Annotated in this window: 11 protein-coding genes; 2 read left to right on the top strand and 9 right to left on the bottom strand. The window is 48.0% G+C overall.

All coding sequences use genetic code 11. The features are described from left to right. Positions 1–6: 6 nt before the first annotated feature. The 5 genes from MWU62_RS18185 to MWU62_RS18165 form a co-directional block, all read right to left on the bottom strand. Positions 7–2,832: a DNA methyltransferase gene (locus MWU62_RS18185; protein WP_247116181.1), complete on the bottom strand. Its 2,826-nt coding sequence runs from the start codon at positions 2,830–2,832 to the stop codon at positions 7–9. A gap of 141 nt (positions 2,833–2,973) precedes the next feature. After that, positions 2,974–6,705, bottom strand: coding sequence for a DUF6079 family protein (locus MWU62_RS18180; RefSeq protein WP_247116180.1), 3,732 nt, complete (start codon positions 6,703–6,705; stop codon positions 2,974–2,976). Between the two features lie 15 nt (positions 6,706–6,720). After that, positions 6,721–7,152: a BREX-3 system P-loop-containing protein BrxF gene (gene brxF / locus MWU62_RS18175; RefSeq protein WP_247116179.1), complete on the bottom strand. Its 432-nt coding sequence runs from the start codon at positions 7,150–7,152 to the stop codon at positions 6,721–6,723. 275 nt (positions 7,153–7,427) lie between these two features. Beyond that, the gene (locus MWU62_RS18170) at positions 7,428–8,372 is read right to left on the bottom strand and encodes a metallophosphoesterase (RefSeq protein ID WP_247116178.1); all 945 of its coding nucleotides are present in this window, start codon (positions 8,370–8,372) and stop codon (positions 7,428–7,430) included. A gap of 21 nt (positions 8,373–8,393) precedes the next feature. After that, the gene (locus MWU62_RS18165) at positions 8,394–9,041 is read right to left on the bottom strand and encodes a hypothetical protein (protein ID WP_247116177.1); all 648 of its coding nucleotides are present in this window, start codon (positions 9,039–9,041) and stop codon (positions 8,394–8,396) included. Between the two features lie 248 nt (positions 9,042–9,289). Between MWU62_RS18165 and MWU62_RS18160 the strand changes: the two genes are divergently transcribed. Continuing rightward, positions 9,290–9,718: a hypothetical protein gene (locus tag MWU62_RS18160; protein WP_247116176.1), complete on the top strand. Its 429-nt coding sequence runs from the start codon at positions 9,290–9,292 to the stop codon at positions 9,716–9,718. Here the strand turns inward: MWU62_RS18160 and MWU62_RS18155 are convergent. The 3 genes from MWU62_RS18155 to MWU62_RS18145 are packed head-to-tail and all read right to left on the bottom strand — an operon-like array spanning position 9,692 to position 12,066. Continuing rightward, positions 9,692–11,329, bottom strand: coding sequence for an IS66 family transposase (locus tag MWU62_RS18155; protein ID WP_247116175.1), 1,638 nt, complete (start codon positions 11,327–11,329; stop codon positions 9,692–9,694). The two genes, MWU62_RS18160 and MWU62_RS18155, sit on opposite strands and share 27 nt — an antisense overlap. A 39-nt stretch (positions 11,330–11,368) precedes the next feature. Further along, on the bottom strand, positions 11,369–11,737 hold the full coding sequence (tnpB, locus tag MWU62_RS18150) for an IS66 family insertion sequence element accessory protein TnpB (protein ID WP_247116174.1): 369 nt from the start codon (positions 11,735–11,737) through the stop codon (positions 11,369–11,371). After that, complete coding sequence (locus tag MWU62_RS18145) at positions 11,737–12,066, bottom strand: IS66 family insertion sequence element accessory protein TnpB (protein ID WP_247116173.1); 330 nt, start codon at positions 12,064–12,066, stop codon at positions 11,737–11,739. Before MWU62_RS18145 ends, tnpB begins: the two co-directional genes overlap by 1 nt. Positions 12,067–12,177: 111 nt before the next feature. On the opposite strand from MWU62_RS18145, the gene MWU62_RS18140 reads away from it, so the two are divergent. Then, positions 12,178–12,354 carry a hypothetical protein gene (locus MWU62_RS18140; RefSeq protein WP_247116172.1) on the top strand — a complete coding sequence of 59 codons (177 nt, stop codon included), beginning with the start codon at positions 12,178–12,180 and terminating at the stop codon, positions 12,352–12,354. 6 nt (positions 12,355–12,360) lie between these two features. On the opposite strand, the gene MWU62_RS18135 is transcribed toward MWU62_RS18140, so the two are convergent. Further along, a partial coding sequence (locus MWU62_RS18135; RefSeq protein ID WP_247113765.1) for a DDE-type integrase/transposase/recombinase occupies positions 12,361–12,974 on the bottom strand: 614 nt, incomplete at its 5' end.

Here is a 12,974-nt window from a genome sequence, read left to right as displayed (position 1 = left end):
GCATCCTTAAAACAGGCTGGAGTCACTTTCACGAGTCATTGCAGTGTCGTACCACATGAGAAGCTTAGGATCTTCTTGCAACAGGCTTTCAGGGATTTTCTCGGCTACCTGAATAATCGTTGTATAGTCCTTGTCTTGCCATGCTTTCTTGAATCCACAACGTACTGCCTCCATGCGAACCGTTTTGAGCTGCCGTCCTGAATGAGATTTGTATTCTTCAAATTGTTTCAAAAGGTCTCTTTCACGAAGCTTTTGTAAATCTTCTTCTCGATCTGGATTCGGGACATACCAGCGGTCTTTAGCCTTTTTTTTCAAGGCTGGTGAGTCTCTCCCTAAGTCCCGCACTTCGTGCCAATTCTTAGTTAAATAACTATTTATCTGCGTAGGAACCGGGCCATTACCATCATATCTTATGAAGTTTTGTTCAAGAATTTTTGCAAGCTCTAATAGAACTTCAGCTTTTTTCCAACCTGAAAGCTCGCTTATGAACTTAGGATGTATTTCCTGATAAGATTGAGGCTTATCCGTCAGGTGTTGGCGCAACCATTCAATTGCCGAGGCCTCATCGTCTACAAAGATTACGAGTTGACGTAATCCTTTCACAGAGGCTCTCGCACGGTCATAAACAACGACCTGTTCAGGTAAGAAAATCATACCGTCGCGCTTCGAGTATCGTTCGACTAACCCTTGCTGAAACTCTTTACTAGAGATTGGAACATCACGCATGTTCCGAACAAAAAAGGAAACAACTTGATCAAATAATATTCGAGGATCCCGTTCGGGTATTCTCATAACTTCATTTGCTTGTCGCTTCACCACGGGCAGATAGCTGAGATGTGTACGCGTAAAGTCCCACACCCCTTCATCATTAGACTCACGGGAAAATCTATTTTCAAACCCATCGTCTGGTTTGTATGCGGAAATTACTAAATCCTGCTTGACAGCGGTGGAACCCACAATGGAATTAATTCCACCTTGTTTTTTATCTAGGGCAGACACATTACCAACTATGAATCCGGAATCAGAAATAGCTGTTTGAATATTATTCCATACATGTGACTTGGTGTTAGAAAATTCTATAGTGATCCAACGGCCAGGTTTAAGAAGCCGATATGCTTCTTTGAAAGACTGAGTCATCAACGACCTGTAAATATCTACAGTTTTCTTTTGTGTTTTGTTTTCTATTGCCTCAAATGAGTTTTCAGTGAATATTTTTAGCCAGCTTTCCCACATAAAACTCAGCTCGGAGTACATTAAGTTTGAGCCAAACGGGGGATCAATAAAAACGTAGTCTAGAGAATTATCGAATTCACTGCTTATTGGTAGACGTGTAGCACTACCCATTGACACTATTGAACTCTTTCCAGAGCAATTGTCTTTTGATCGAAAGGCTCTAACCTGCGTCCTTAATCGATCTCGTAAAACCTTGAGAGGAGGGTTTTCTAAGCTGATAGATGGGGTATAAATAACTCCTTTTCTTGGCCCTGGATTAACACCACCGCCCCCGAAAATATAATTTTTTAAATGAAATTGATTTAATTTACTCAGCCCGCCAAGTGCAGCCGTAAAAAGGAAACGTAATGGCGCATATTCAATCAATGAATATATTTTTGATAACGCCAAAAGATTTCTTTTTGTGTAAAATAAATCAACGCTTACAATACCGTTGGAGATAGGCTCGGAAGTTTTATCTCCAGCTGGCAGCATATCCATCGGAAACCACTCTTCTATATCCATTGACTCAACTTTTTTTATCAAAGCCAAGTCGTCGTCATCAGGACGCTTCTCAAATCGCTTTGCAGCACCCTCAATACTATAATTTATTAATACTGGAACTTGAGCAGTAACCTTAGTTGTACAGTCCGATTTAGGGTTGTAAGATGAAATCCACTTTCTCGGCAAATTTTTCTTACTAGCGAGAACATTACAACTCGGGCATGGAAAATTATCTCGAACTTTTGCGAGCTCTAAGTCGATTGCCGCATCCCAGAAAATTATATCTTCTGCACACTCAGAGCAAACAAAAACATCTGACCAAATAGTAAAGTTTATCTTACCAACCACTCCATCCTTGTGTTTGGTTTCATACATCCACCCAAGTTGACTCTCAGCATTTTTAAGCAAATCTTCAGCTTGCTCACTAAAAAACTCACAATTAAAACTAGAATTGTAAACGCCCGCCATAAAAGTAGCAGCAGATCCTAAATCATTCAGAATAACTTTCCTCTCGCCTAATTTAGAGAAAGGCACCCATTTACCATCATCATCTTTAGAAAAAACTTCGCCGGTTGATTTTTCGACTTTATATCCCAATGATTCTACTTCATCATAGTCACCACAAAGCTCTGCTGCCACACCTGCCATCCCCGTCCCACAAAAGCTATCCATAATTAAATCGCCAGGGTTCGTATAATGCAAAATATATCTCATTATTGCTTTGTGCGGAACTTTTGTATGATAGCTATGCGCATTATAAATCGGAGTTGTTTTCCCTTCGCTAACATCAGTCGCGTATGGATCTCTTTTATACTCACGCTCAGGGTTATAGGTCCGGCCATAATGCCTAATAAAATCTTCGACGAAAGGATTTGGACACGCGGTATAAAAAGGAGGATTGGATAATTCTAAAATATTCTCATCATCACCAATCGGAAAGCCGTCTGTACGCCTAAACTCTGGATCATTTAGTTTTTCGGCCAGTATGGCTGTGAAATACTCACGCCTCTCCTTATCATTCGAAAACGTCTTACCAAGACATTCTACTGCCGCATACTCTGCACTTGAATAATTAGGATCTTTCAAGTCGAGAAGGTCCTGTTTCCGATCAGCCATTTGCCAATTCCTATAATTGAATACGAACAATACTCGAATAATTTCTGGGTTGCTGATTGATCTAAAAACCACCAGGCGTTGACATATTTTGGAAACTCCGGTGGAAAGAAGAAGCCACCTGAGTTCCCCAGCTCGCCTACGTTACCTCAATACAACCCTAACTTTAGAGACATCTTGCCCTTTGCATTTCTCACTCAAAAACTCATCGAGTCGCTGCTTCAACTGGCCAATCGTTGCTGCTGCCCCTTCGACGAAAAGTGCCGTTTCCACTTCGTTTCGGTAGAGCTCAACTGGTATCAGCCCTCGGAGAACCTGCCTAAGAGCTTTCACTAGTACTTCGTCAACGTAGTCAGGGAGAAGGCCTGCGCTGTTTAAGCCTTCGATAGCTGCACGGTCTTCATCTGACAGTAGCGAAATGCTCTCCTTGGTCGTTGGGTCACGCAAGTTATCCAGCAGAGACTTGGTCCAACTAGCAACGATCTGGTCTAGCTCAGCTTCCAATGTATTCAAACGCTCGCTTGCATATACGCTCAGGTCTTCGTTGATTGGTCTAAAATCGATACTCCCAGGAACTGGGTCGGCCTGTAAGTCCGCCGAGTTGATTGGAGCAGCAGCTTTAAGACTAGCCAAGTTGTTGCGATATTCGGTGAGCTGACTCCCCCGCAGAATATCAATAGTGCTAAGAGCTTGTAGCTGGTCCAGCCGGTTATCACGAAGCAGTTCTGCTTTACGTTTATCTTCTGACAGGGTGAGACGGCATTTAGCATAAAGGCTACTATAAATGTGTATGTACTCTTTTTTCAGTTGCTCCAGGCGTCCAACCACCTGATGCCTGAAGTTGGCACTACTCCTTTCTTTCGGGCTATCCAGCTGATGGATTACATCCGTGCGAACTGCCTTTACCTTTCCAGTCCACTCACTTTCAGGCGGCAAGACAGCCTCTGCTTTGGAAAGGTAGCTGGCCAATGGCGTAAGTTCCGCCACCAAATTCTTGAGCTTTTCCAGTTCGGCGAGTCGGTTCAAACATTCCTGGTGAGCTTTTACATCTTCGGCACTGTACTTGAAGTTTTTGAGCTTCCCGGTGGTGTTGAATGCCTGCAAGCTTTCCAAGAACTCTTTCGTTTGAGCCAACTCCTGTTTGAACTGTTCAGCTTCCGACTCGGTCAATACCATGCCTCCCCAAAATGGCATACGCTCCCGTAAACTATGGATCATAGCAACCAAACGGGTTACGGCGCTGCTTACATGCTCTTGCATCAACGCAATACTGCCGTCTCTTCCTTGGGAGATTTCGATTGCCAGAGCAGGCGCAAGGTCCAGTAATTCGAAGAGTGCGGTCAGACCTGGAAGATTCCAGTCTTTGGGCCGTTCTATGTGCTTGAACGCGGCTAGATCATCCACGGGCATGCTCGCCATATCGCTCAACTTACTGGCATCGAGTTTATTGCCAGGTACCGCCAGTACGATATCGCCTGAATAGATCAGACTCGCCATCAAAACTGCGACCCACTCTGATTCTAGACGTTTGGTTTCAGGCTCTAGGTAGTCAATACCTTTGACGGTTTCAATGATTTCTGCCCGGTTCAGTACTTGCCCATGCGGCTTTTGCTTAAGCTTATCGAGAATAGACTTCGTGTATTTGGAATCAGCTGGTTTTAATCTGTCTCCGTCCAACAAGTCCAGTGCATCAAGTACAGCAGTCGCCTGCTTGGTTGAGCTACCACCTGCGATTACCCGTATCGCGTCCTTGGCATATTGTTCACGGTTTTTACTGGTGACCAACACTGAGAACTTTGGGTAGTCAGGCGCAATATCCGCAAAGTGAGTTTCCAATAAAACGCCTGAAACCGTGTTTACCATATCGCGAAAGTTAATACGCTCTTGTGCGCTAAGCCCTGCCAGATCACGAAGGTTCTTACCTTTAACCCACTCCAAGAGAGCCTTACGCTTACCCTGGTACTGGATTTCAAAAGCCGTCGTCATTTGCTCCAACAACCAGCGATTGATCTGTTTTTGGAACTGCAGCGACTTAGCTTCATAGGTAATTTTTGCATGTCCAGACGCAGTTCCCGCCAGATCTTGGGCCGCCGCGTAGTGTTCTAGGTATTTTTTGAAATCTTGATCGTATCCTGTCAGATAAAATTGTACCTCGTCTGGAAGCTTGTCATCCTTGGCCTTGGGCGTGTCAAAAGGTTGTATAAAGTACAAGTAAAAGTCCCGAGGCGGGTACGCTGTGCTGCGCTCTCTGGGCGTACCAAAGAACAGCCACCCCATTCGAGCAGTTTTGCGCTCTCGCCACTCAATCTCATTGCCCCACAGGTTGCGATAATCCGTTTGAGGTAAGTCTGAACACTCCAGAATGTTATAAAGCGCTTTGTGGTAGGCACGGTTCAAAGCATCTGGACTGAGCGTTTCTGCCTTCTGTTCGATAATGGCATCAAAATCATCAGTTTTCTTTAGGTCCAGATAATACTGATGGTTGTCCGGATTGGCAGAGATGAACTGGCCAGAGACAGTTTTGTGAATTTCACGCAGCACCGTTTCCACTTGTGACAACAAATCTTCAGCAGGGTCTCCGCCAAGATCCTCAATGCCTGATTGATAAAGGCATAGCGTGTCTCGCAACTCGTGAGCTGTTGCTCCCACAGATGCATGAATATCGTTCATGGTTAAGCGGTGCAATGCGAGTGCGTCAATGATCCTCCTCGCCATATTTTTATATGCGGGCCGCGCAAGACTCCTCTCAATCCGCTCCTGGAGGATTGAGCTGACATCTATAACCTGGCGAATATCTGGCAGAGTTCGATAACTTGCGTCACTCGAAAGCTCCTTCCAGTAGCTGTCGTAAGCTATGACGCCTGGGTAATCTTTAGGCACATCCGACTTAAGGATTTTATTCATACTGATGGATAGGCTTTTCAGTATCTGCCGTTTCTCAATAACGGAAACACGCTCAAAGGTATCGATGTAGTCGGGATGTACTGGGAACAACCGAACGAACTCATCCATTCGCTCGTTCATGTTGCTGTAGAACTTGGCAAAAGGAGTCAGGTACTCGCGGATATTTGCCTGCTGGTCGACCGTTTTGTGAAGTAAACGTTCTGCGACAACAAATTTGATGTCGTTGCGGGCAATGAATACTTGCTCAAAACGGTCTTTTACCCGTCGCAGGCGATCAGACACAAACTGGAAGCGATGACTGTCGAAGATGGCCTCCTGAACCCCTGCCATGTATCGGAAGCGTAACTCCGTACAGGACTCAGCCATTTCACGCATAAAACCTAGATCTTGGACAACCTGTTGTTCATTCCTGGAATCGAGATAATCGAGCAACTCATCTACCACAAATAAAAGGCCGTGGTCAGGAAACGACTGATGGAACTCAGCCATCATATCTTCAAAACAAATTTTGTGATTGCTCACCTGGTCAGCGGCCGGAAATATGTAATTGACGCCCAGCTCCGACAGCTCCTTCGTCAAAATGCTTGTTACGATATCGCGTAGAGACATTTCAGATGCTGCGCTAACTTCCGCCCTGATAACCTTGAACTTCCCCGCGATCTTCTTTGCCGCTTCCGCCACCTTGGGGTGGCTGATGTACTGTGCAAGGTCGGAATGCTCAGCAACGCCAGACATCACCGACATTAAATGCGATTTACCAGTACCGTAGTTACCCACAACCAAAACCGCTTTATTATCGCGTGGGTCCGAAAACTGAAGCTGCGGAATCACCACATCAGCAAGCCGCTCCGCCATCTCCTCTGAGATAACGTAGGTTTTCACCATACTCTCGGCAGTTTTTTGGTCATTTGCAGCCCGTAGCTGCAGCACCGTTTCCAGGGGTTCAAACTTGATCAGATCGCCGTATTTCACATTTATTCCTTTGTCTTAATTGGCTGAAAGAACAATGACATCCTTCAGATCTGCTAATCGGTATTGCCTGTATTCTGGATGGCTTGGTGTTGCGTAAGTTAGTGATGAGGGCGACAGATATCCCGGCCACTCTACAAGCAAGGTTTTTTGCCTGGAACAAGCTTTTAAAAGCTTCAGTGGATCCGTGACAAGCGATGATTCAAACAAGACTTCGATGCGCGATAACACCAGTACTGCCCCTTCCGCTTCATTTATCAGCTCCTGCAAACAGCTAGCCAAAAATTTGGGGCGCTCCGGGGCGGCGTACTCGATCAAGCGCTCAGCAACAGCGAGTCCAACATTCAACCCTGGCAAACCCTCAGCCTGATTTTTTAGGTAGCCAATCGGCAGAAAAACCAGCTGCTCATATTTTCGGCTAGCGAGCTCGACTGCATCACTGAGTTTCAAGTTCGCAACGGTCAACGGCGATCTACTCCCTAGTCAGCTTGTTTTGAGATACTGCGACGGCATACAAACGAGTAGGCTGCGCTGTTTTAGGATTGATCAATACTGCTTGATATTACGACAGATTCCAAGCGCGCATGTGCTGGGTAACTTACGAACGGAAGCAAGCTAATATCGTTACACGTCGCCGCTTGCATCAGTATTTTTGCGAGCCGCAAAAAAGTTGTGCCTGTCGATCAATCACGAATACAGATAGCTCCTTATCTTGCGTATATCCATTACTTGTAACTCTGACTTTTCTCCACCCACCTAAAGTTTTTCGAGTTCAGAATCGTCGAACCATCAAAGCGATAAGCACAGAGTTTTCCACCGCGATCGCCCCCAGCCACACTGTAATCCAAACAAGCAATATGGTCGCTCAGTGGAGCCGGCTCGCCTTTAAGCCAGTAATGCCCAACAAACACCGGCTTTTCACCGTCATAACCAGGAAGGATGTCTGCCTCAACAGGGTTATGAGGGATTTTGTCGATCTCAGATCCCGGAACCATGGCAAGATCGCGGTAAGTCAACTTTTCGGTTTGCCACCATCTGGTTCGCACGCCGGTACGTTTATTATTTTCTTTATCGAGAAAATAGTGCCCGGGTGGCAAGGGAATTTCGAGGCCCTTGAGCAGTGTTTCAATCGTGTCGTACGCTAGGCTGCCTTCTCGGCTGCTGGCTTCCCATGCTTCTGGTAACAGCCGATTCTTGTCATCTGTAAACTGGCCAATAGCTTCCAGGTATTTTGGGTGCCAGCATGCATGAACGACTCTCAGGTCAGGCAAGTCGAGATACACAGGCAAGGTTTTGAACCATTCAATCATGCTTTTGTACTGATCACTTCCCTCGCCCACTTGGTCTAGAAACGCTTGATGCTGGCCCTGGTTTTTGGTGGTGTGGCGACGTAGATATTCCTTGGGGTTTTCGGGATCTGGCATAGCCCAGCAAACGGCGTTGAATTCATGGTTACCCATCACCGCTAGGGCATTACCACATTCGACCATGCTCCGAGCAATCCGAACGGTTTCGACCTGTTCTGGCCCGCGGTCTGCGAAGTCGCCGAGAAAGATAACTTTGCGCTCTGGGTGTTGCCAAACGCCATCGATTTCCTGGTAGTCCATTTTAGTCAACAGGGCTTTCAGTTTGCTGGCGTAGCCGTGAATATCACCAATCAGATCGTACATCGATACTGCATCCTTCTTCGATTACTGTTCGGCTTCGCGAGCGGCAGATAAAATTACACCCAACGCTTTGCTTCCAGTGACTTGGCTGGGGACTGGCCCTTCGCGCTTACCTATCACCTCACCATTGCGAGCTAACAGATAGGCTGCGTCTTTTTTATAATAAAACCAATACTGCTCGATCTCCCCCCAAATTCCAAGGTCTGCGCCGGTTTCGTAGGCATGTTCACGAACCATACACTGCGTACGGCCCAGTTGTTTGTCTAGCGTCAATCGCCAGAAACCTTCTGCAAAGTGCAAATACCGTTGATGCTCGCAGGCTGCCAGTGCAAACAGCGGCTGGCTTTTACGTTTGAAGTCGGTTTCTATCCATAGATATGGATGAAAGGCCGCTTTCTCTTCTGTCAGCCGTTTCTTCACGCGGCTTATGCGCTGTTCTGCCAGTGCCATCTCTATTCCTGTAGCCGTGCACAAAGCCCGCAGGAAGCCTTCACTGCTGTATTTGAAGTCGAACCCGCCATCGTTTAAGCCGAACTCATCACTGTCCAGCACGTTTTGGAGGCGTTCAAGGTTGGCAGAGGTTGCCCTGTGATAGCCCATACGCTTAAGCACTTCTTCTGAGGTCATAGCGGCTGTACAAACGATCAGGTCGGTTTTGAAGTTATCAATCATAAGCCTACTCCCATTTGATGGGACCACTATGCACCGCACATGCGAAAAATAGTGTCGCTTGATCCTTCAGAATGCGATTTCCCTCGGACATAAAGCCCCACGATTTTCTGATCCACTCTCATTGATATTAGATGGCATCCTTGACAAGATAAAAAATCTGATCTGCGACGTTATTTCTCGCATCAAATTGTTACCGTTAATTCGTACTCGGAAAACACTGGCAAATTCACTCTCAAAGGTCACTTACTTTGAACGCCACTGCTTTTTCCGAACTGCTTATCGCATACGGGTTCATGCCCTTCGCTCACGACTTCGCCTCGACCGCTCTGGGTTTTCATCACGAGATTTTTAACGTGCTGATTCACGACAACCCCGTGTTTACGACGGACTCAACCATCCACGAGCAACTGGATACGCCCGATGCCATGTTGCACTGCGACCTGATGACCGATGCCGATGATTTCAGCACCGTAATACCTTATTTCTATAAGCGATGGTTCAAGGAATTACGCTACTGCAATCCTGTATTGCAGATCATCAACCTTGACCAACGCGCCAACAGCACCACGTTTAATATCCTGACGATGAGTCAGCACAACGCGATGACCTTCGTGTTCAACGTAAGCGCCCTTAAATCGGCCCACTTGCCCTCAGTCGATTTGCGGCACTTTTTTTAGGACCCGCTCCAGATCCACATTCCACGGCAGCAGCGCTTCCAGCTTTTCCACTGTGTCAGCCCCGGCAATGTGGTCCAGTATATGTTGGATGTAACGTGAGGGCTCCAAGTTATTTGCCTTAGCGGTCTCGACCAAGGAATAGCAAGTGGCACTGGCACGCGCACCCCGTGAGGTGTCTGCGAACAGCCAGGCTTTTCTTCCCAGAGCGAACGGGCGGATAGCGTTTTCGGCCAGCACGTTGCTGATCTGCAAATCGCCTCGTTCGCAGTAGCCGGTCAAGGTCGGCCACTGGTTCAGCGTATAATCCATGGCAGAGCGCGTCATCGTGCCCTTGGCGACTTTGCCAGCGTTGATCTCCAGCCAGGTCTTAAAGGCTTCCAGTCTGGGCACGCTCAGCTCCTGCCGGATGCGGTAACGCTCGTCGATACTGAGTTCTTTGAGTTGGCGTTCGATGGCGTAGAGTTTATTGATGTGGCCTAGAGCCACATCGGCCTTGGAGACCTTATTAGGCTTGCCTTTACCCTGAGGCTTTGACCCTTTAATGGCTTCCACGAACTTACGTCTGGCGTGATCCCAACAGCCAATTCGGGTGATCTTGTTATTCCGGCACACTTTGCCATAGCCAGAGTAACCGTCGGCTTGCAGGATGCCGTTAAAATCATCCAGTAGACGCACCGGCACTTTGCCCGCCCGTGACGGGTCGTATTCGAACAGAACCGAGGGCTTTCCGTGTGGGCCACCGCGGGTGACCCACATCCACTTATCCGATTGCGCCGTTTTACCGTCTTCTTTCAGAACGGGTATCCGGGACTCATCCGCTTGCAGGTAGTCGCTGCTATTTTGCACTTCGCGCATCAGATTGATCAGCGGTTTGAACACGTCATCCAGACGGATCACCCAGTGCGCCATGCTGGTGCGACTGATCTCATGGCCCAGACGCTTGAGCATGTGCTCCAGACGGTACAGAGGCAGGCCATCGGCGTATTTTGAGGTAATGACGTAAGCCAGTAAGGAGGTGGTGGCTGTGCACTTGCCCAAGGGATGGGCTGGTCGAGCGGCAGCCACCAAACGCTCTTCACCATTGTGTTCGAACACGGCTTTTTCTTGCCAGTATTCGAGAACTTTGAGTTGGGCCGGGATAAACTGCAGTTCTTCTTTTACCTTGGTGAAGAAGGTCTTGATGGCGCCTGCTTTGTCTTCGTCGCTGAGGGTTAGCTCAATACGCTCACGCAAGAGTTTGTCCGAGAAACCGCGTTGGCGACGTTTACGGGGCGCAGGCGGCGCTTCGTCTTCTTTAACATCGTCTGGCAGCTGTTCGCGCAGGGCATCGATTTCGACTTCCAGCTCCGCTTCGTCGAACAGGTGGATCTGGTCTTTGGACTTTTCACTGCTGGCGCCGAATTGTTGGACTCGCTTCCAACGCAGCAGTTCTTCGAGGATGTGAATGTACTGATCGCGTTGCTTAACCGCTTGGTCACGTTGCTGAACCTCAGCGCTTTTGGCGGCTAATTCTTGCTGAAGACCTTCAACCATCGACAGCAATTCAGCGGCCGAGAGGTCGCTGATATCGGATGCTTTTGACGGTGTTTCAGGCTTTAATTTCATGGTCAAATTATAGCGAAAACAACGTTTTGAAGCACCTAAAAAGGGCTAAATAACCGCCTCGTAATGCAGGGTTTTATGGCCTTTTAGCAGGGCAATGTCGTAGCCATCCAGCAGCCAATTAATCTGCTCGCCGGTCAGTATCATCAACTCATCCGAGGCCTTGGGCCATTTGAACTTCTCCTCGGCCAAAGCCTTGTAATAGAGGACAAAGCCATTGTTTTCCCACATCAGGCATTTGATCTTATTCCGTTGCCGGTTGGTGAAGGCATAAAGAGCGCCGGTAAACGGATTGTGGCCCAACTCCTGTTCAATCAGGACTGCCAGACTGTTGGCTTGTTTGCGGAAATCCACCGGTGCTCGGTACAGATAAATCTCGGGCAACGACAGTGACGGCCGAAGATACCGGTGGCGCATCACAGCTGCCTCAGCACCGCGCCCAACAACTCGATATTGCCAGCGTGCAAACCGGTGATCGCAACACCGCCGGGTAACGATACGGTTAGGCCATCAACGTCGTCAGCGCCCACCCGCGCACGGGTAGCAGAAGAAACAACGCGCGCAAATCCGGTGGATGCCTGCGTTTGTTTTGGAGTATCTTCAGCAGGCGCCAGCTTCTGGCGCCAATAAACGAACTGGTGGTAAATCAAGGACTGCTGCTTGCAAAAAGCGCTGCCGGATATTCCGGAAGCTTCGCAATCATGAATCTGTTGCTGCCAGAAGTGCTTTTTTTCAATAGGGGTCATGCTGAATGCTCGTGGAATGGATGAGGCATTCAGTGTGTGCAATTGCAGAGCTCGGTTGTAGGTGCTGATTTATTGGCGCTTACTGTTCAACCTTAAAAAAAGGAACGCACAATGAATCGATATAAAACCGAACAAGCCCGAGCAAAAAATGCCGCACGAGCAGGAAAAACCCCTGCAGAAATTGCGGAACTGGATAAACAGGAAGCGCACCGAGAGAGTGTTATGGAACTCGCTCGCGAAATTCACAGCACGCGCTTCCGGCGATTTTCAACCCAGTTGTCCAAATAGCTGCACCTAAGCAGCTAATCTATTAAGCTCAACCTCCTGCAATTTGCCAGGATTGAGCGATACCGGACCGGTGACTTCCCAGTTCCGGGTATTGCCAGACCAGCGCTGTGGATTCCTGCGCTTTGCTCTTTCATAAACCATTTTCCGATGCGCCAGGCGCTGGTGATCAACGCCACGATGCCGATCTGCCGGTGTTACGAAGTTGATACCACTGTGCAGATGTCTTTCGTTGTAGGCGCACTCGAACGCCAGCATCCATTCACGCACAGCCGTGAGCGATTTAAAGCCTTTTGAGGGCCACTCCGGGCAGTATTTGACCGTGCGGAACAACGATTCCGAGTATGGATTATCGTTGCTCACTCTCGGACGACTGTGCGACATCAGCATGCCCAGATCGGCCAGCCGGGCCTTGAGCGTATAAGACGTCATTGGCGCTCCATTATCGGCATGCAACACCGGCGGGTTGTGCCAGCAGCTCTCGCGCAGCAATGCACGCTCGACCAGTTTCCTGGCTAGTTCACCGGATTCCATTTCATGGATTTCCCAAGCAACGATCTTGCGACTGTATATGTCCATAATCAGGTACAGGTACCAATGCTGGCCACGCACAGCGGACGGAC

The sequence above is a fragment of the Marinobacter sp. S6332 genome, assembly GCF_023016045.1.
Lineage (GTDB): Bacteria > Pseudomonadota > Gammaproteobacteria > Pseudomonadales > Oleiphilaceae > Marinobacter.
Note: the sequence above shows the minus strand (reverse complement) of the source record. Positions and strands in the feature narration are given on the sequence as shown.

Bases quoted from the DNA above. Each gene is read 5' to 3' on its own strand.
- MWU62_RS18185 (WP_247116181.1), bottom strand. From the start codon at position 2,832: ATGGCTGATCGGAAACAGGACCTTCTCGACTTGAAAGATCCTAATTAT.
- MWU62_RS18170 (WP_247116178.1), bottom strand. From the start codon at position 8,372: ATGTACGATCTGATTGGTGATATTCACGGCTACGCCAGCAAACTGAAA.
- MWU62_RS18165 (WP_247116177.1), bottom strand. From the start codon at position 9,041: ATGATTGATAACTTCAAAACCGACCTGATCGTTTGTACAGCCGCTATG.
- tnpB (WP_247116174.1), bottom strand. From the start codon at position 11,737: ATGCGCCACCGGTATCTTCGGCCGTCACTGTCGTTGCCCGAGATTTAT.
- MWU62_RS18145 (WP_247116173.1), bottom strand. From the start codon at position 12,066: ATGACCCCTATTGAAAAAAAGCACTTCTGGCAGCAACAGATTCATGAT.
- MWU62_RS18140 (WP_247116172.1), top strand. From the start codon at position 12,178: ATGAATCGATATAAAACCGAACAAGCCCGAGCAAAAAATGCCGCACGA.